Source organism: Rheinheimera tilapiae, from assembly GCF_042432165.1.
In the GTDB taxonomy this organism is placed as follows: Bacteria; Pseudomonadota; Gammaproteobacteria; order Enterobacterales; family Alteromonadaceae; genus Pararheinheimera; species Pararheinheimera tilapiae.
In genome coordinates, this window is sequence record NZ_JBHLXP010000001.1 from 1,432,581 (window position 1) to 1,451,117 (window position 18,537).

An 18,537-nucleotide genomic window follows, 5' to 3' on the forward strand; every position below is an offset into this window, starting at 1 on the left:
TCCTTACATCGCCTGAACCCGCAGCTCGGCGGACGAGCGGGCACGGTGGCCCAGCAGGGTATTAACGTCGCTGGTTTTTGGTTTCACCAGCTTAAATTTACTTAAACAGCTCTGGAACGACGACAAGATTTGATGCGCGCGTTCGGAGCCCGTGGCTTCAAAATGTTGATGGATCAGGCTACGCAAATGTTCCTGCAAAATCGGTGTACTGATGTCGAGTGTTTCAACCAGTTCGCCATTCACACGCAGGTCGAGGTCATTTTGCTCGTCATACAGATAAGCGAAACCACCGGTCATGCCTGCGCCAAAGTTGACGCCGGTCTGACCCAGCACTACCACGACTCCGCCAGTCATGTATTCGCAGCAGTTGTCACCAGTGCCTTCAATCACCGCAATGGCGCCCGAGTTACGCACAGCGAAACGCTCACCGGCGCGGCCCGCCGCATACAAACGTCCGCCAGTGGCACCGTACAAACAAGTGTTGCCGACGATAGTGGCGTTGTCTTTGGCGAAGCTGCAGCCTTTTGGTGGGTACACCGCGAGCTGTCCGCCGGTCATGCCTTTACCGACATAGTCGTTGGCATCACCTTGCAGTGACAGGTGCAGGCCACCGGCGTTCCACACGCCAAAGCTCTGGCCTGCGGTACCGGTAAACTGCACTTCAACAGGCTCCGTCGCCATCCCCTGATTACCGTGAGTGCGGGCAATCAAACCGGATAACTTGGCACCAACCGAACGGTCGGTGTTGCGAATAGCCAGATTGAGCCGGCCACCAGTTTTAAACTTGACCATTTCAGCACAGCGTTCCACTAACAACTGGTTCAGTGGCCCATTGTCGAACGGGTCGTTGTTTTGCATACAGTGCAGTGGTTTATCCGAAGTGACACCGCTTGCTTGCAGGATTGGTGTTAAATCAAGCTTGGCCTGACGGGTGGTTTCACCCGGTTTTACACTGAGTAAATCAGTGCGGCCGATGAGGTCGGTCAATTGGGTGACGCCCAGTTCCGCCATCAGTTCACGCACTTCCTGCGAGATAAACTTAAAGTAGTTCATCACCATTTCCGGTAACCCGTTGAAATGGTCACGGCGCAGCGTTGCATCTTGTGTCGCGACGCCAGTCGCACAGTTATTCAGGTGGCAAATCCGCAGGAATTTACAGCCAAGCGCCACCATAGGGCCTGTGCCAAAACCAAAGCTTTCGGCGCCTAAGATAGCGGCTTTCACTACATCAAGACCGGTTTTCAGACCGCCGTCGACCTGCAAACGCACGCGGTCACGCAGGCCGTTTTCAACCAGCGCCTGATGCACTTCGGCGAGGCCAAGCTCCCACGGGCTACCAGCATATTTGACCGACGTCAGTGGGCTTGCGCCGGTACCGCCGTCATAACCGGACACAGTAATCAGGTCGGCATAAGCTTTGGCAACACCAGTGGCGATAGTGCCGACGCCCGGCTCTGACACTAGCTTGACCGAGATCAGCGCCTGTGGATTGACTTGTTTTAAGTCAAAAATCAGCTGCGATAAGTCTTCAATTGAATAAATATCGTGATGCGGCGGAGGCGAAATCAGCGTGACACCAGGCACCGAATAGCGCAGGCGCGCAATTTCAGCCGTGACTTTCTCGCCCGGTAACTGACCACCTTCACCCGGTTTTGCACCTTGTGCCACTTTAATCTGGATCACTTCAGCATTGACCAGGTAATGCGGTGTCACACCGAAGCGACCTGAGGCCACTTGTTTGATTTTACTGTTCTTTTCCGTGCCAAACCGACGTGGGTCTTCACCACCTTCACCGGAGTTGGAACGACCGCCCAGCCGGTTCATCGCAATCGCTAAAGCTTCATGCGCTTCAGGGCTTAAGGCACCAATCGACATCGCAGCACTGTCAAAGCGCGGATACAGCTGTTCGGCTGGCGCGACTTTATCCAGGGCGACCGGGGTGGCATTGGTTTTGTTTAATGCAAACAAATCACGGATATGCGCCACAGGACGAGTGTTGACCACATCGCGATAGGCTTTGTAGTCCTCGTAATCGCCACTTCGTACGGCTTTTTGTAAGGTCTGCACCACATCCGGGTTATAGGCGTGGTATTCGCCATCATGCACATACTTCAACAAACCGCCGTGTGTCAGCGGCTTACGTTTCAGCCATGCAGTGTTGGCACGAACCAGTACATCGGCTTCGAAATCAGTGAAATCAGCACCGCCTAAACGCGAAGGCACGTCCGGGAAGCACAGCTGCATCACATTTTTATTGATCCCGACCGCTTCAAACAGGTTCGAACAGCGGTAGCTAGCCACTGTGGAGATACCCATTTTCGACATGATCTTGTAAAGACCTTTGTTGATGCCTTTGCGGTAATTCAGCACGGCCTGACGTGCGGTCAGGTTGATATTGCCTTTTTCGACCAGCTGTTCGATGGTCTCATAGGCCAGGAACGGATAAATCCCGGTGGCGCCTAAACCGACCAACACCGCAAAGTGGTGCGGGTCGCGGGCGCCGGCCGTTTCGATAATGATGTTTGAATCACAGCGCAGCTGGTTGTCGACGAGGGCATGATGCACCGCGCCAACGCCCATAGCGGCTGGCACCGGCACAAAACCTTGCTGGATCTTGCGATCGGTTAGGATCACCAGTACCACATTGTCTTCACGCACCACTTGCACGGCTTCAGCAGCAATGCGGCGCAGCGCATTTTCCAGACCTTCTTCCGGTGCATAGTTGAGCGAGATAATGTGATGTTTGTAGAAATTCTGATCAGCGGTTTTCAGCTGTTTCAGGTCGGAATACATCATCACCGGCGATTCAAATTGAATACGACGGGCATAACCAGCGGTTTCGCTGAACACGTTATGTTCGCGGCCGATACTGGTCGCCAGCGACATCACATGCGCTTCACGCAATGGATCTATTGGCGGGTTGGTAACCTGAGCAAACTGCTGGCGGAAATAGTCGTAGAAAGTGCGTGGTTTACGCGACAGCACCGCCATCGGCGTATCGTCGCCCATAGAACCAACCGCTTCCTGACCGTCTTTGGCCAGCACTGTGATGACCTGGTCAATTTCTTCATAGCTGTAGTTAAACAGCTTATGCAGCACCAGCATTTCGTCATCAGAGAACACGCGTTTGCCGATGAGGTCAGTTTCAAACTTCTCATATGGCACCAGACGCTGCACGTTCTGGTTCAGCCAATGCCGGTAAGGGTGACGGGCTTTTAAGTCGGCGTCGATTTCGTCGGAGCGCCAGATGGTACCGGTTTGAGTATCGATCGCCAGCATCTCGCCCGGGCCCACGCGGCCTTTTTCCAGCACTTCATCTGCAGTGTAATCCCAGATCCCGACTTCAGAAGCCAGCGTAATTAACTTGTCTTTAGTGATAACAAAACGGGCAGGGCGCAAGCCGTTGCGGTCCAGATTACAGGCAACATGCTGACCATTGGTCAAGACTATACCGGCCGGACCATCCCACGGCTCCATATGCATCGAGTTGAATTCATAAAAGGCTTTTAAGTCGTCGTCCATTACCTTATTGCCTTGCCATGCCGGCGGCACCAGCAAGCGCATGGCGCGGAACAAGTCCATGCCACCGGCTAAAAACAGCTCCAGCATGTTATCCAGCGAGCTGGAGTCTGAGCCTTTAGTGCCAACATAAGGTGCTGCCTGCGACATATCCGGAATGAGCGGCGAGGCAAATTTGTATTGCCGCGCCCGTGCCCACTGCCGGTTGCCGGTGATGGTATTGATTTCACCGTTGTGTGCGAGGAAACGGAATGGCTGAGCTAAGGCCCAACGTGGCATGGTATTAGTGGAGAAACGCTGGTGGAACACGCAAATCGCGGTTTCCATGCGGATATCCGCCAGATCCAGATAAAATCCCGGCAGGTCAGCCGGCATCATCAGACCTTTAAATACGGTGACCAGACTGGAAAAGCTCGGAATATAAAAATCGCTGTCATCCGGCATTTGCTCGGCGACCAGCTTTTCGGCGCGACGACGCAGCATATATAAGCGGCGTTCCAGGTCGTGGTCACCCCAGCCTGGCTGGGCACTGACAAACACCTGCATAATTTTCGGCATTGAACTGACCGCAATAGGACCCAGCACTGAGGCATCCGTAGGCACTTCGCGCCAGCCAACCAGTGTTAAAGTCTCGCGGGTAATTTCAGCTTCAATAATTGATTTGGCAAGTTCTGCTCTGACCGGGTCCTGACTTAAAAAAATCATCCCAACGCCATATTTCTTGCCCAGCACCCAGTTATTTTCTGCGGCTATTGCGCGGAAAAAACTATCAGGTTTCTGCATCAGCAGACCGCAACCGTCACCGGTTTTGCCGTCTGCTGAAATGCCACCGCGATGCTGCATCCGGGCCAGACCGCTAATTGCAGTTCTGACGATCCGGTGACTTGCCACCCCTTCAAGATGGGTGATCAGACCAAAGCCACAGTTTTCTCTGGCCTGGCTGTGGTGATACAACGCCATGACACACTCCCTCCAACCTGTCCTGCATAAATAAAAATGTAAAAATAGTGAATTTATATTCTTTTAATTTTGGTTTTTACGTGTGAAAGAAAATAACGGTCGTACTTTCAAGGGTCAATGGCTGTTAGAGTTTTTATTCTAGTGGGGTCTGGACGTCTGAACGTAAAGACCTGCTATCAGATATACCGATTTTTGCTGGAAATTGCAAGATGACTTTTGGCGGAACGCCGGTACTTCATCGCATCTGCGTTGGTCGTGTAAATGTAATAAAATTACAGAAATAGACGTTTTTAGCCGGTTAGTGCTTGGCTTCAGATGAAAAAAAAGCTGCCCATGGCAGCTTTTTGTTTGTTTTTAGTCTTGGATATATGCGGTAAATATGCGCGCTATTCAGCTCAGTGATAACGCACTCGCTCAGGCGCGGTAGCCGCCTTGTAAACCCTTGACTGTGACGGCAACTGCGTCATGCGCATGCAGGGATTCATAATGATTCACCCGCAGCCAGAAGTCTTCAAACTCTGTCAGGCCGTTTAATGTATGTTTCAGTCGGCGCGCGGCGTCTTCACAGAACATCAGGTTTTGACCGTTTAAGCGGGCAAATTCCTGCTCGTCGGCACGTTTTACCGCTGCCTGCACTGGCGTTTTCAGCGCATCTTCAATCGCATCGATCAGCGCCACAATCGGAAATTCAGTCACATTGTGCTGCAGTTTCACTTTGACTTCAGCAACAGAGCGTTGGCTGTGCGGGGTAGCGACAATGCCTTGCGTCGTACCGAGCCAATCGACCACGAGCTCACTGCTGATTTGCTGCTGACCCGCAAAACGGGTGACAAAAGCTTCCTGTATAAGCTGGCGTGCTAACGCGGCAGAACAAGGACAAGTTGATGAATAAGGCACATTGACCTTCAGCTCAACCTGCAACTGTTTTTCTACCACCTGACCGGTGATAGTCACCGGATAAGCTTTCCAGCCTTGTTTCTCGGTAATGAGTGCTTTGCGGCGTAAATGCAGATCAAAATCAAACTTCACGAAAGCTTGATCGCTTAAATCTTCATGGGTAGTAATAAAAGTGTCGAGCAGGTTACACAAGGTGGCATGGCTCAGGCTGGACTCACGGGACAATTCGTCCAGCGCCAGGTACAGCCGCGACATGTGAATGCCTTTAGCTTTCGGGTCGGCCAGGTTGACGAATGCTTCGACTTTGGCACTAACCTGACGCGGGGCTTCACCGTGTAACGCCAGCATCAACGGCACTTCAATATGGCTCATGCCAACCCAGTCTAAAGTGCCCTCAGTGGTGGCACATGATTGGTTGGCTACATCTGGCATCGCTATCGGCATGAAATCTCCGGGACTGTCTGTTGCGACTACTTCAGCACGCTTTGTCTGTAAAAAGGCCGGCATTCTATCAAGCTTCACACATTTGTCTTATGAAAAATTTGCAAAGGTGCCATCCATTTTTTCGTTCGATCGGCGTACCGGATTTGGCTTTACTCTGTCATAAGCTGCTATGTGGGGGCGGCTTTGGCAGAAACAAGAATAAATACCTGATAAAATTAGTCAGGTATTTTACTCCTTTCCTTTACGCACTGACAAGCAAGCCGGATCAGGCGGTTCTATGCTTGATATGGTTTAAAGGGCATGTTGATGGCGCCATTTACGGTGCATTAATCGGCCAACGCTATGATCTGCAATTGGCAAAGATGTCAGGACAAGATAATCTAACCGGTACAAAACAGGCCCGAATGCTTGATCATTCGGGTTGAATGAATACCGCTTTTTTATCGGTCAGAGGCTGTACGATTTGACTGAACCTGTTGCGATTTAGTCCTGCAGTTGCAGGTAGAGGTACAAACTGCATGAGTCAATACCGGATCCATCCCTGGGTCAGTCAGCTGGCGCTGGTGCTGAAGCAGTGGGGCTGGTTGCAGTTATTCAGTCTGACAACTCTGCTCATCATCGTCGCGTCAGGCCTGATTGCTTTAGCGTTCAGTCTGACGCTACATAATCGGGTTGACTGGGAATTTATTAGCGGCGCTGTATTATTCGCTGTAGTAGCAGCACCGCCGTTAGTCGCTGCCTGCCTATATCTGATTAAACACCTCGATGCCACTTTGTTTTATCTGCAGGACTCTGCCCGGCAGGAAAAACGCCTGAACGAAAATCTGCAGGAAAATATTCGCCAACTGAACTTCGAAATTGAAGAGCGGAAAAAAGCTTTTCAGGCCAAACGCCAGGCCGTCGATGAACTGCGCAAAGAGATCACCGAGCGGAAAAAGACCCAGCTATTAGTCGAAGAACAAAGCTTATTGATGAAGTCGATCGTCGACAGCTCGCCGGACTTGTTCTATTACCGCGACGAAACCGGCCGATTTGCCAGCTGTAATAAAATGTTCGAACGGATGATAGGCAAAAGCTCGAGCGAATTGATCGGCCATTACCCGTCAGAGATTTACGCGCCGGATATGGCGCCTGCAGCAATACTGACCGACCACGAAGTGTCGGTGAATCAGGCCGAGCTGACCCTGGACGTGGAATATAGTACGCCAGATGGTCAGTTAATGTGGTTTGAAATGCGCAAAGTGCCATTTTTTGATCGGCAGGGCCGCTACATCGGTCTGCTCGGCTTCGGCCGTGATATTACGTCACGTAAGATGGCGGAGCAGGCGCTGGAGCGGGCTTATCAGGATAAGGGTAAGTTCATTGCGACGCTGAGCCATGAATTACGCACACCATTAAACGGCATCGTTGGTTTGACCCGGCGCTTGCTGGAAACCCGTTTAACGGACGAGCAACGCAGCTGGGCCAATACCATTTTCAGCAGTGCCGAAACACTTGGCAATATTTTTAATGACATCATCGACTTAGACAAAATCGACCGGCAGGATTTGGATATCCTGTATCAAAGTACTGATATTGCGCAGTTTATTCTGGATATTGCCAATTTCGCTGAACTGATTTGTCAGCAAAAAGGCTTGTCATTTAAATTGCAGCAGGTTGGCGAGCTGCATGATTATCTGAAGCTGGATCCCACCCGGGTCCGCCAGGTGTTATGGAACTTACTCAGCAATGCGGTGAAGTTCACTGCGCGTGGTGAAATCAGTTTGTATGCTGAATTGTGCGAGCAAGAGCTGATTTTTGTCGTCAGTGATACCGGCATCGGTATTTCGTTACACGAGCAGCAGCGTATCTTTGATATGTACTACAAATCCAGCGATGGCCGACGTTTGAGTATTGTCGGCTCTGGCATCGGATTATCGGTGTCAAAGGCGCTGGTGGAAGCCATGGGCGGCACCGTGACAGTCCAAAGCCAAATGAATCAGGGCAGTCATTTTACTGTGCGTTTGCCAACAGCAGTGCTGCAGGCTCCGACGCTCAATCAGCCGCTGGTTTGCCCTGAACTCACGATTTTGTTGGTAGAAGATGTGCCGCTCAATGCAGAAATTGCCACCAACCTGCTAGAACAACGCGGTCATAGCGTCGTACACGCGGAAACTGGTGAAGATGCGCTGGCGCTGTTGGAAACTGAGGATGATATCGATTTGGTGCTGCTCGATATGCAATTGCCGGATATGAACGGCGACCAAATCGCCCGTTTTATGCAACAAGAACCGCATCTGGCACAAATTCCGATCGTAGTCTTGAGCGCCAATGTGCGCAAAGCCGAGCAGCAACTGGAAGGCATCAATATCGCTGGCGCTTTGGCCAAACCAATCAATACCAATAAGCTGGACCAGGTGCTGGCCAGGTTATTCTCGCCAAGTGCGGCGCGACAATATCAGACGCCGGAGAGCGACGACAAAGAACCGCAAGATACGGTCTTGGACACAAATACCTTGCAGGATTATTTGCAATCGCTGGGCAAAGGCTCGATGCAGCGCAGCATGCAACTGTTTCAGCAATTAGTGCCGGGTTATGTCAATAAAATGGTTGAAGCGGCCACTATGCAACACCTGCAGGAATTTCAGGAGGCGGCACACAAGCTTAAAGGCGCTGCGGCATCTGTTGGTTTATTGTGGGTGCAGCAACAGGCGAAGCAACTAGAGCAACTAGAGCAACCAAACTGGACTGCCGTCCAACGTCAGTTAATTGAGTTCCACTTGACCATTGATACGCACTTGCAGCTGTTACAAGAATATCTGGCAGCATATGAGGGCTAGGCGTTAAAGCCTATGCTGGACCGCGATGCATTAGCGCGGAAAAGAAAAACGGCGACCAAAGTCGCCGTTTTTTGTTTTTGCAGACTGAATTATTTTTCAATCTTGCCGACGAAGCGGTAGCCTTCGCCGTGGATAGTGCTGATCAGTTCCGGGCTATCGATGTCCGATTCGAAATGCTTACGAATGCGGCGGATAGTCACGTCCACGGTGCGGTCGTTTGGACGCAGATCACGACCGGTCATGTGGCGGATTAACTGTTCACGGGTGAAGATTTTACCCGGTGTATCCAGCATCAGACGCAGTGCGCGGTATTCACCTTTAGGCAAACGACGTGACACTCCTTTTGGAGAGGTCAGGTTGCGGCTGTTTTCGTCCAGCGTCCAGCCATTAAACTTCACGACGCTCTTATGCTCTTCGACCACAGGCTGAGCCACAGTGCGGCTCAACAGATTGCGGGCGCGGATAGTCAGTTCACGTGGGTTAAATGGTTTGGTCAGGTAGTCATCGGCACCAATTTCCAGACCCAGAATGCGATCAACTTCACTATCGCGGCCGGTCAGGAAAATTAAACCGATATTTTCTTTCTGACGTAATTCACGCGCCAGAATTAAGCCATTTTTCCCTGGCAGATTAATGTCCATAACGATCAGATTGACAGCATTGTCGGTCAGTTGCTGATGCATCTCTTCACCATTAATGGCTTCGAGGACATCATAGCCTTCGCCTTCGAACAACTGGACCAGATTTAAACGGGTTACTTCCTCGTCTTCAACGATCAAAATCACCGGCGTCTGCATGGAGATAAACCTTATGTTAACTATGTTGGATTTTCGCGCGAGTCGAAACTGGTCAAATGACAAGCAGTTGTCATTTTTTTTGCAATTATAGCTTTGGGTCCAATTGTTAACAAGTGATTTTGTTAACAATTAGAATTTGCTTAAATATATGGAGCTTTGTTAGATGGATTCTTTTAAAAACAGTCACTTATGAATACTAAAGCGTCGATGCAGCGCTGCTTTTTACGATAACCGGAAAATCAAACAGGATATCGACACCTTCGCCCAACGAACTTTCTAAGCTTATTTTACCGTTGAGTGCCTGGGTCACCAGGTTATACACCAGATGCATGCCAAGACCGCTGCCGCCTTCACCACGTTTTGTTGTGACGAAGGGGTCGAAGATGCGTTTTTTGATATGTTCAGGCACACCAGAACCATTGTCTTTATAGCGGATCTGACAACGGTTTTGCTCAACTTTTACCGTGATGTTGATGGTGCCGTGATCGGTGTGTTCAAAGGCATGGATCAAGCTGTTCATGATCAGATTGATCAGGATCTGATTGATTGGCCCAGGCTTGCTGTCGATTTCCAGCTGAGGATCACATTCAACCAGAATCTGGTGCTGGGTCTTTTTCAAGTTCGGGCGCAGCGACAACAAGACTTCATTCATCAGCTGCAACATATTAAATTGTCTGCGGTTTTCGTTCGACTGATCCACTGCAACCTGTTTAAAGCTACGGATCAAACTGGCTGCGCGCTCCAGATTACGATAAATGATACCGAGGTTTTCTTTGCTTTCACTTAAGAATTTTGACAGCTGATTTGAGGTCAGTTTTTTATCGTCGAAGGCTTTTTGGATGTCAGTCAATTTGTCCTGCATCAGCGTCGAGGCTGTTACACCGAGGCCAATCGGTGTATTTACCTCATGCGCAACACCGGCCACCATCTGGCCAAGACTGGCCATTTTTTCAGTTTCAACAATCTGATTCTGGTACTGATGTAGTGTCTCGAGAGTGTTTAACAGATCCTGGTTCGAACTTTTCAGTGCGACAGTCCGTTCATTGATTTTTGCTTCAAGCCCTTGGTTTAAATGCCGAATTTCTTGCTCAGCCTGCTGCAATTTATTAATTTGCTGTTCAATGCGTTCGAGCATGTTGTTGACGGCGCGACCAAGCATCTGCAGCTCTTCGATGTCGGTGACCGGCATTCTGACCGAGTAGTTCTTTTCTTTGGTTACTTTTTGCACAGTTGTTAGCAGTGTTTCAATCGGCGCGGTAAAGCGGCGTTGTAGCATGCGGCTGATAAAATAGGCGCACAGCAATGCAATCACTGCGATCAATAAATCAAACAGGATGCGGCTTTGCACATACTTGCCAAGCTCAGCCATGCTGGCCCGAATATAAATATACCCGAGTTTTTTCCCTTCAAACTCAACAACTTTGCTGATCTCGACTATGTCACCTTCAAACTGCGGCTGCTGTAGTGTTTCGACTTTGCTGAATTGTGTCGGGTGGGGGCCAACGTCACGTCTGTTATAACTGGAAAAAAAACTAAGCTCGCCGGTTTCAGCTGTTAATTTGTAGATATGAATGTTGTGCAAAATATCAACAGCGGCAAAAGATTTCAGCCGGTTTTCTTCGATCTCCGGATCGTCATACAAAATGCCGGCAACAGAGTTAAAAGCGATGATATTGGCGTAGGCGTGCAGCTGATCTATCAGTTTCTTCTTTTGAAAACTAATATCCTGCAGCGTTGAAATAGTCAGCGATGCCAGCAAGGTGACGCTGCAGATCAGCATCACAACCCAGCTTAGCGCTGCTTTGATCGATGTCGTACGTAATAAGGAATTCATGTATCCGTTCACAGCCCCTTACAACATTCCCACCAGGCATTGCTCCGACATCTGATTGATTTGGCGGAGACTTTCGCGTTTGAGATAGCGCTGACTGATGTTATGCACTTTCAGGTAATTAAGCAAACGACCTGACAAAATTCTTTGGCTGAGTTATAGTCAGCGCCGACATGCAATTGCTGACAGGAGCCTTTGATGGATCTGTGGGAAAGCTATAAAACCAGCGTGTTTTTGTGTCACCAGCCTTTGGGCGACCAAATCAATTTCGCCATCATCAGCGCGCAAAATCCACATGGTGATGTCAAGCATCATCAGCTGAATCTGACCTTAGACTGTCAGTTTGAAACCCGTTTAAATGCTGCACATTTACCCCATCGCCGACTCATCGGCGCTTCACCGGATTTATCATTTCAGGAACATAGCTGGGCGGTGTTGTGTGACAAAGCCACAGCAGTTGAACTGGCGCGGAAATTTTGTCAGAACGCCATTTATTGGGTCGAAGCCGGCGAGCTGTATCTGGTGCCGGCTTTGTTTAAAAATCACGAAGAATACCTGGGAACCTACCAAAGCCGGCAGATCTATCTGGCCGACTGATTTTAAACAGTAAAAAAGGCGCCTGAGGCGCCTTTTTCTGTTAATCCGTAGCTGGTAAATCAGCCGGCGAATTTGCTGTGATACACGACAAACCCCTGTTGGCGCGCCAGTTCTTTGACATTGCCAAAAGCTTGTTGCAGCCACTGTGCATAAGGCAGATGGGCGTTAGCGACCAGCGTCAGCGTGCCGCCCGAGGTTAAATGTTGCTTACACTGGCTGATGAATAACTCTGCTACCGACAAATCGGTTTTTAGACCGGTATGAAATGGTGGGTTACTGACAATGTGCTGAAACTTCGGCAAGTTCGCAGTCAGGCCGTCCTGACACAAAGTGGTGCCCTGCAATTTATTCAGCTGCAGCGTAGCTTGTGCCGATGCGACAGCGAGAGCGCAAATGTCAGTGGCATAGAGCTCCAGAGCCGGCTGTTGCAGCTTCAGCAAGGCGCCGATGATGCCAGCGCCGCAGGCAAAATCCAGTACCTTACCCGCCTGCACATGACCAAGCTGTTTTAATAACAGTGCAGTGCCAGCATCCAGCTTACCGTGATTAAACACGCCGGGAAGCGAGCAAAACTGCAGCTGTTGGCTGTTGGTGCCAACCTGCGCTGTCAGGGTGAACCGGCCAAAATCCTGTTTTGGCAACGGCTTATCAAACAGCCCGTTTAATACAAACCACAGACAATGTTTAGCATTATCAAGCTTGTGCGCATGTAACCCGAGCTTTTCGGCATGGGCGACCAGGCTTTTAATCCCACCTTTGTTATCTCCAACCAGATACACCAGCGTGTCTGCATTGATCACAGGCGCCAATTCGGCCAGCGTAAACGCCAGTTGCTCTTTGCTTTTTGGATAAAACAACACCACAGTGTCGAATTGCTCCTGGCAGTTCAGCCGGGCAGAAAAAAAGCAGTTGCGGGCACGGTCAAAAGCTTTAGCGACTGCCGCGTCGGTGCAATAGACGCTGAAATCGACGGCAGCGGCTTGAAGTTCCTGCGCCAGATCATCAGCCATAGGCTCGACCAGCAGAACTTTGCCCTGTAAATCATTGCGGTTGCGCAGCACCAGCTGGCTTTGTGGGAACAACATCAGGATTGCCGCTCAAACATCAGATCCCATACGCCATGGCCAAGTTTCACGCCACGGTTTTCGAATTTAGTTAAAGGCCGGTGATCAGGTCTTGGTACGTACTGCTGATCCTCCGCCTGATTGCGGTAACCATCGGCAGCCATCATCACTTCCAGCATATGTTCAGCGTAGTTTTCCCAATCGGTCGCCAGATGGAATACTCCGCCGATCTTCAGTTTTTGCCGCAGCATCTGGACAAAATCCGGCTGCACAATACGGCGCTTATGGTGACGTTTTTTATGCCACGGGTCCGGGAAGAATAATTGAATAGTGTCTAATGATGCGTCCGGAATACAGTCACGCAGCACTTCTACTGCATCATGTTCGAATAAACGCAGATTTTGCACCGCTTCAGTTTCGGCTTCGCCCAAACAGGCGCCGACGCCTGGTTTGTGCACTTCGATACCGATGAAATCCATCTGTGGCGCCGCTTTGGCCATCGCCACCAGCGATTTACCCATACCAAAACCGATCTCCAGCACTAATGGTGCTTTACGACCAAAAACCTGTTCTAAATCATAGAGCTCTGCCTGATATTCCAGCCCCATCGTTGGCCAGAACAGTTCAAGGCTGCGTTGCTGACCTTTGGTCAAGCGGCCTTCACGCAGGACAAAACTGCGGATCCGACGCAGATATTTCGGCTCTTCAGCCGATGTTGCTGCATCCGGCAGATCCGGTTGCGCTAAAACTGACTGGTCGGGATTGGCTTGCTGACTCATCGGGAACTCCGCTTAAAAAAGGCCGCATATTATGCCGCCTGTGGCCGCAATGCTCAACCTGCATCTGTTGGCAGTTGGCGCCGGGACGTTTAGACTGCGGGCCAGAGTAGTTGGTTGCCGGGATAAAAGTTTGAGCAGTATGCGAAATAAAGACACAACGCCAGGTGCGGGCAGTGCCGAACTTGCTGTGATTAGTGCAAAGGTTATTGAGTGGCAGCGCAGTCATGGTCGTCATCAGTTACCCTGGCAACAGGATGTCACGCCATACAAAGTGCTGGTGTCTGAGTTAATGCTGCAACAGACTCAGGTTGCGACGGTGATCCCGTATTTTAATCGCTGGATGCAGGTCTTTCCAAACGCCGAAGCGCTGGCAGCTGCCGCTGAAGATGAAGTGATGCGGTTGTGGCAGGGCCTTGGTTATTATGCCCGGGCACGTAATTTACAAAAAGCCGCCCGTTATATCGCTGAGCTCGGCGAGTTTCCGGCAACGCTTGATGCTTTATTGCAGGTGCCGGGCGTGGGCCGTTATACCGCAGGCGCTATCATGTCGTTTGCTTATCAGCAATATGGGCCTATCGTTGACGGTAATGTCCGGCGCCTGTATTGCCGCTTGTTTGCCCTTGACGGTATCCCGAATACGCCGGCGCTGGAAAAACAACTCTGGGCGAAAGCCGAGTTGCTGACGCCCAATCATCAACAAGCACACGCGGATTGCCGGTCTTTTGCCCAGGGTTTGCTGGATTTGGGCGCAACTGTCTGTAAACCGCGCCAGCCTTTGTGTGAGTTGTGTCCGCTGGCCGCGCATTGCCAGGCGTTAGCGCAAAATCGGATTGCTTCACTGCCCAATGCCAAACCGAAAAAAACCGTACCGGTCAAAGACGGCCATTTTTTGCTGATCCGGCAACAACAAAAAGTCTTGCTGGTAAAAAGACCAGGCGCCGGCATTTGGCCAGCGCTCTGGTGTTTGCCGCAACCTGAACATGCACCAGAAGATGCTGAACTTGCTGGCGAATTCAGTCATCAGTTCACCCATTACAAATTGCAGGCAAAAGTCTGGATAGCCGAACTAACGCTGCAAAACGCCGAGCAAGCCTGGGTTGATCTGAGTTGTCTGGATGATTTTGGCTTACCGGCGCCGGTGCGGCTTTACCTGCAATCAATCCTAAAAGCTGGCTAGCGCGGTAACGGCATTTGCGAAAAACGCCTGCAGCCAAACTAAAATGCATTACAATAGCGCCACTTGTGCTATTCGGAGATATTAAATGGCCCGCGATGTATATTGTGTATTCCTGAAAAAAACCGCCCCAGGTCTGGATTTCCAGCTGTATCCGGGCGAGCTTGGCAAAAAAATCTTCGACAACATCAGCAAAGAAGCGTTTTCGCAGTGGCAAAGTAAACAGACCATGCTGATCAATGAGAAAAAACTCAACATGATGAACCTCGAACATCGCAAACTGCTGGAAGAGCAGATGCAGAAGTTTTTGTTTGAAGGCGAAGCTGTTGATATTGAAGGCTATGTGCCACAAGCTAAATCTTAAGCCGGAACTGACCTATGGCCCGTCGCCTGCCGCCGCTAAACGCATTAAAAGCCTTTGAAACGGCCGCCCGCCATTTAAGCTTTACCAAAGCGGCAGAGGAAATGTTCGTCACTCAGGCGGCGATCAGCCATCAGATTAAGGCGCTGGAAGACCATCTTGGCCTTAAGTTGTTTATGCGGAAAAACCGCTCTTTATTGCTGACTGAAGAAGGCCAGGGTTATTTCCTCGATATCAAAGAAATTTTCCTGCAATTGCACGAAGCCACCGAAAAACTGCTGGCTCGTGGCGCCAAAGGCTCGTTGACGGTCAGTCTGCCGCCTAGTTTTGCCATCCAGTGGTTGGTGCCACGGTTAAGCCTGTTCAGTGAACTAAATCCGGACATTGATGTGCGTATTCGCGCCGTCGACTACGAAGAAGGGTCGCTGACCGACGATGTCGACGTGGCAATTTATTATGGCCGCGGCAGCTGGCGGAATTTGCATGCTGACAAGCTGCATACCGAATATCTGGTGCCGGTTTGTTCACCGATGTTGTTAAACCGCGCCAAACCTTTAAACGAACCGGCGGATTTACGTTTTCATACGCTGTTGCACGATGGCACCCGTGAAGCCTGGAAAGCCTGGTTTACCAGCCAGGGCTTTAAGCATTTTAATGTCAATCAGGGGCCGATTTTCAGCCATACCGCGATGGTGTTACAAGCCGCTATTCATGGGCAGGGCGTGGCGCTGGCGCACAATATTCTGGCGCGACCGGACATTACCTCTGGCCGCTTGATTGTGCCTTTTAATCACGTGTTGCAAAGTAAAGATGCTTATTATCTGGTGTGCCGCGACAATCAGATTGAACTTGGCAAAATTGCCGCGTTTCGCGATTGGATGAATAAACTAGTGGCGCAGGAGCAAGAAGCGTTTAACGAGCAGCAGTTTAATATTGCGCTGGTCTCTGAGCAGGATTAAACCATGACTATATTGGTTTATCCGGCGGCGACCCAGCCAACGCTGGCGCGGTTATTGTTGCTGCATGGTGCTGGGGCATCAGTACAGTCGGCTTTTTTTCAGCAGTTGATCCCACTGTTAACCGCAGTCGGCATTGAAGTGCACGCTGCAAATTTTGCTTATATGGCAAAAACTATGGCTGGCCAGCGCCAAGTGGCGCCCAAAGCGGAAAAGCTGGTGGCAGAGCTGGAAGCGATGATTCAGAGCTTAAGCCAGACCGAAAACGGCGCTGCACTGGCGGCAGAACAAGTACCGCTGTGGCTTGCTGGTAAAAGTTTAGGCGGTCGGGTCGTCAGCCTGTATCTGGCGGGCGCGGAAGTAGCACCGCAGGTCGCAGGCGGGCTGGTATTTGGTTATCCGCTGTGTCCACCGGCCAAGGCGAAAGATCCGGTCAAAGCTGCGCAAGTGACTTTATTACGCAGCAGTTTTCTGCAGCAGTTACAAAGACCACTGCTGATTTGTCAGGGCAGCCGGGATGCTTTTGGCTCAGCTGCTGATCTGCAAAAAGCCGGTGTTGGCCAAGCTGCGCCTGATTCATCACTGGATTTTGTACCGGCAACGGTGTTGGAACTGGCGCTGGCAGATCACGATTTTACTCTGCCGAAAAGCCAGGCGCGGCAAACTGCGACAGCGCCGCATGCGGCATTTTTGCAGGCAGTAACAGCGGCGGCGGAATTTATCCGCAGCCAGCACGCAGTTTAGGCGCCTCTAATAACCAAGGAGTAACCACATGCAATGGATCTGGAAACTGAGTTTGAGTCTGTGCGGTTTATACGGTGCTGCGGTTGTTGGCATGAGCGCTGCAATTTCGCATCATTTTCAGTTTGTGATGGTCACAGAAGAATTTAGCCGGCTGGTCTCCAGTACCGGCGTACTGGCGTTTCAGGCGATTGCGCTACTGGTGCTGTCGCTGTATTGCCTGCCGCGCAATAGCGGCTGGCGTGACGAATTCAACCGGCCGCAGCAAGCGCTGCTTGGCATGGTGATGTTGGGTTTTCATCTGGGCTTGTGGTGTTTTGTCTACACTGTTTGGGCCGGATTATTTGAGTTACCGCTGTATTGGCGCCAGTTGGCACCCATTGGCGGTCAGATGCTGATTTTTTGCTGGGTAGGCGTAATGTTGCTGCCCTGGCTTCGGAAGAACTAATGAAACAATTGTTGATGTATTGCCGCTCAGGTTTTGAAAAAGAATGTGCGGCAGAAATTCAGGACAAAGCCGGCCAACATGGTGTGTTTGGCTTTTGTAAGCTCAAAGCCAATGATGCTTTTGTCATTTTTGAAGCCTATGACGGCGACGCGCTGGACCGGTTTTTAATTGATTTTCCGTTTTCTAAACTGATTTTTATCCGCCAGTGGGCCTTAGTGATTGGCGACTGGCTGGAGTTGCCTTCAACCGATCGCATCGCGCCAGTTCTGGAAACGCTGCTCGGCGCCGAAGTCAGCGGCATTGGTGAGCTGCGGATTGAATATCCGGACACCAACGACGGCAAAGAGCTGTCGACGCTGGCACGTAAATTAACAGTGCCGCTGCGCCAAAGCCTGCGTCAGGCCGGCGTGATGCTGAAAAAAGAAAATTTACGCGCACCGGTATTGCACCTGTTTATGCAAAGCGGCCAAAAAGCCTTGCTGGCAATGTCATACCCTGAGAACAACAACTCGCTGGAAAACGGTATCCGCCGGCTGAAGTTCCCGTCAGAAGCACCAAGCCGCAGCACGCTGAAACTGGAAGAAGCTTTCCTCGAATTTATCCCGCGTGATGAGTGGGACACCCGGCTGGCATCCGGGATGCGCGCAGTCGACTTAGGCGCTTGCCCAGGCGGCTGGACTTATCAGCTGGTAAAACGCTCGATGATGGTCGTGGCGATCGACAACGGCGCAATGGCCGAAAGCCTGATGAATACCGGCCAGGTTAAACATTTTATGGTTGACGGTTTTAAGTACAAACCAGAAAAATTTAACGTGTACTGGCTGGTCTGCGACATGATTGAAAAACCGCAGCGGGTCGGCCAGCTGATCTGCGACTGGCTGATCAACGGCTGGTGTCAGGAAAGTATCTTTAACCTGAAACTGCCGATGAAAAAACGTTATGAAACAGTGCAGGAAGTACTGGCAGAAATGCAGCAACGTTTTGACGAAGCCGGCTTGAAAGTGAAATTCCAGGTTCGCCACCTGTTTCACGACCGCGAAGAAGTGACAGTGCATTTGTGTAAGGCCTGAGCCGTAGTTATGGCAGCAAGTAGCCTGAAACCTTAAATATCTGCCAGAGTCACGACCTGAGTGGCTCTGGCAGATTTACG

At 50.7% G+C, this 18,537-nt stretch carries 15 protein-coding genes; 9 read left to right on the forward strand and 6 right to left on the reverse strand.

Going from position 1 to position 18,537, the window contains the following annotated elements:
* Positions 1 to 3: 3 nt before the first annotated feature.
* Together gltB and folE2 are read right to left on the reverse strand one after the other, a co-directional pair.
* Entirely contained in the window at positions 4 to 4,479 is a 4,476-nt protein-coding gene (gene gltB / locus ACFFJP_RS06105; RefSeq protein WP_377241487.1) for a glutamate synthase large subunit, read from the reverse strand.
* Between the two features lie 414 nt (positions 4,480 to 4,893).
* A complete protein-coding gene (folE2, locus tag ACFFJP_RS06110) occupies positions 4,894 to 5,820 on the reverse strand; it encodes a GTP cyclohydrolase FolE2 (RefSeq protein WP_377241489.1) in 927 nt (308 codons plus the stop codon).
* Between the two features lie 89 nt (positions 5,821 to 5,909).
* On the opposite strand from folE2, the gene ACFFJP_RS06115 reads away from it, so the two are divergent.
* Both ACFFJP_RS06115 and ACFFJP_RS06120 read left to right on the forward strand, forming a co-directional pair.
* Positions 5,910 to 6,245: a hypothetical protein gene (locus ACFFJP_RS06115; RefSeq protein WP_377241491.1), complete on the forward strand. Its 336-nt coding sequence runs from the start codon at positions 5,910 to 5,912 to the stop codon at positions 6,243 to 6,245.
* A 93-nt stretch (positions 6,246 to 6,338) separates the two neighbouring features.
* Positions 6,339 to 8,639 carry an ATP-binding protein gene (locus ACFFJP_RS06120; protein ID WP_377241493.1) on the forward strand — a complete coding sequence of 767 codons (2,301 nt, stop codon included), beginning with the start codon at positions 6,339 to 6,341 and terminating at the stop codon, positions 8,637 to 8,639.
* 89 nt (positions 8,640 to 8,728) lie between these two features.
* On the opposite strand, the gene arcA is transcribed toward ACFFJP_RS06120, so the two are convergent.
* Both arcA and ACFFJP_RS06130 read right to left on the reverse strand, forming a co-directional pair.
* The gene (gene arcA / locus ACFFJP_RS06125) at positions 8,729 to 9,436 is read right to left on the reverse strand and encodes a two-component system response regulator ArcA (RefSeq protein ID WP_208930728.1); all 708 of its coding nucleotides are present in this window, start codon (positions 9,434 to 9,436) and stop codon (positions 8,729 to 8,731) included.
* A gap of 196 nt (positions 9,437 to 9,632) precedes the next feature.
* Positions 9,633 to 11,270, reverse strand: coding sequence for a HAMP domain-containing sensor histidine kinase (locus ACFFJP_RS06130; RefSeq protein WP_377241495.1), 1,638 nt, complete (start codon positions 11,268 to 11,270; stop codon positions 9,633 to 9,635).
* Between the two features lie 195 nt (positions 11,271 to 11,465).
* On the opposite strand from ACFFJP_RS06130, the gene ACFFJP_RS06135 reads away from it, so the two are divergent.
* A complete protein-coding gene (locus ACFFJP_RS06135) occupies positions 11,466 to 11,864 on the forward strand; it encodes a DUF3293 domain-containing protein (protein WP_377241497.1) in 399 nt (132 codons plus the stop codon).
* A 59-nt stretch (positions 11,865 to 11,923) separates the two neighbouring features.
* Here the strand turns inward: ACFFJP_RS06135 and ACFFJP_RS06140 are convergent, their stop codons facing one another.
* Positions 11,924 to 12,949 carry a methyltransferase gene (locus ACFFJP_RS06140; RefSeq protein ID WP_377241500.1) on the reverse strand — a complete coding sequence of 342 codons (1,026 nt, stop codon included), beginning with the start codon at positions 12,947 to 12,949 and terminating at the stop codon, positions 11,924 to 11,926.
* The gene (gene trmB, locus ACFFJP_RS06145) at positions 12,949 to 13,707 is read right to left on the reverse strand and encodes a tRNA (guanosine(46)-N7)-methyltransferase TrmB (RefSeq protein WP_377241502.1); all 759 of its coding nucleotides are present in this window, start codon (positions 13,705 to 13,707) and stop codon (positions 12,949 to 12,951) included. Before trmB ends, ACFFJP_RS06140 begins: the two co-directional genes overlap by 1 nt.
* A 139-nt stretch (positions 13,708 to 13,846) precedes the next feature.
* Here trmB and mutY point away from each other — a divergent pair, with 139 nt between their 5' ends.
* From mutY to rlmM, 6 genes are all read left to right on the forward strand, one after another.
* Positions 13,847 to 14,884 carry an A/G-specific adenine glycosylase gene (gene mutY / locus ACFFJP_RS06150; RefSeq protein WP_377243385.1) on the forward strand — a complete coding sequence of 346 codons (1,038 nt, stop codon included), beginning with the start codon at positions 13,847 to 13,849 and terminating at the stop codon, positions 14,882 to 14,884.
* An 85-nt stretch (positions 14,885 to 14,969) separates the two neighbouring features.
* On the forward strand, positions 14,970 to 15,245 hold the full coding sequence (locus tag ACFFJP_RS06155; RefSeq protein ID WP_208930733.1) for an oxidative damage protection protein: 276 nt from the start codon (positions 14,970 to 14,972) through the stop codon (positions 15,243 to 15,245).
* 14 nt (positions 15,246 to 15,259) lie between these two features.
* Positions 15,260 to 16,201 (forward strand): transcriptional regulator GcvA, encoded by a 942-nt coding sequence (locus tag ACFFJP_RS06160; RefSeq protein WP_208930734.1) that lies wholly within the window; start codon positions 15,260 to 15,262, stop codon positions 16,199 to 16,201.
* A 3-nt stretch (positions 16,202 to 16,204) separates the two neighbouring features.
* The gene (locus ACFFJP_RS06165; protein WP_377241504.1) at positions 16,205 to 16,942 is read left to right on the forward strand and encodes an alpha/beta family hydrolase; all 738 of its coding nucleotides are present in this window, start codon (positions 16,205 to 16,207) and stop codon (positions 16,940 to 16,942) included.
* A 28-nt stretch (positions 16,943 to 16,970) separates the two neighbouring features.
* Entirely contained in the window at positions 16,971 to 17,387 is a 417-nt protein-coding gene (locus ACFFJP_RS06170) for a hypothetical protein (protein WP_377241506.1), read from the forward strand.
* Entirely contained in the window at positions 17,387 to 18,457 is a 1,071-nt protein-coding gene (rlmM, locus tag ACFFJP_RS06175) for a 23S rRNA (cytidine(2498)-2'-O)-methyltransferase RlmM (RefSeq protein ID WP_208930737.1), read from the forward strand. The genes ACFFJP_RS06170 and rlmM overlap by 1 nt, the downstream gene beginning before the upstream one ends.
* The last annotated feature ends 80 nt before the right edge of the window (positions 18,458 to 18,537 follow it).

Coding starts and splice junctions, on each gene's coding strand:
- gltB (WP_377241487.1), bottom strand. CDS start 4,479: ATGGCGTTGTATCACCACAGCCAGGCCAGAGAAAACTGTGGCTTTGGT.
- folE2 (WP_377241489.1), bottom strand. CDS start 5,820: ATGCCGATAGCGATGCCAGATGTAGCCAACCAATCATGTGCCACCACT.
- ACFFJP_RS06115 (WP_377241491.1), top strand. CDS start 5,910: ATGAAAAATTTGCAAAGGTGCCATCCATTTTTTCGTTCGATCGGCGTA.
- ACFFJP_RS06120 (WP_377241493.1), top strand. CDS start 6,339: ATGAGTCAATACCGGATCCATCCCTGGGTCAGTCAGCTGGCGCTGGTG.
- arcA (WP_208930728.1), bottom strand. CDS start 9,436: ATGCAGACGCCGGTGATTTTGATCGTTGAAGACGAGGAAGTAACCCGT.
- ACFFJP_RS06130 (WP_377241495.1), bottom strand. CDS start 11,270: ATGAATTCCTTATTACGTACGACATCGATCAAAGCAGCGCTAAGCTGG.
- ACFFJP_RS06135 (WP_377241497.1), top strand. CDS start 11,466: ATGGATCTGTGGGAAAGCTATAAAACCAGCGTGTTTTTGTGTCACCAG.
- ACFFJP_RS06140 (WP_377241500.1), bottom strand. CDS start 12,949: ATGTTGTTCCCACAAAGCCAGCTGGTGCTGCGCAACCGCAATGATTTA.
- trmB (WP_377241502.1), bottom strand. CDS start 13,707: ATGAGTCAGCAAGCCAATCCCGACCAGTCAGTTTTAGCGCAACCGGAT.
- mutY (WP_377243385.1), top strand. CDS start 13,847: ATGCGAAATAAAGACACAACGCCAGGTGCGGGCAGTGCCGAACTTGCT.
- ACFFJP_RS06155 (WP_208930733.1), top strand. CDS start 14,970: ATGGCCCGCGATGTATATTGTGTATTCCTGAAAAAAACCGCCCCAGGT.
- ACFFJP_RS06160 (WP_208930734.1), top strand. CDS start 15,260: ATGGCCCGTCGCCTGCCGCCGCTAAACGCATTAAAAGCCTTTGAAACG.
- ACFFJP_RS06165 (WP_377241504.1), top strand. CDS start 16,205: ATGACTATATTGGTTTATCCGGCGGCGACCCAGCCAACGCTGGCGCGG.
- ACFFJP_RS06170 (WP_377241506.1), top strand. CDS start 16,971: ATGCAATGGATCTGGAAACTGAGTTTGAGTCTGTGCGGTTTATACGGT.
- rlmM (WP_208930737.1), top strand. CDS start 17,387: ATGAAACAATTGTTGATGTATTGCCGCTCAGGTTTTGAAAAAGAATGT.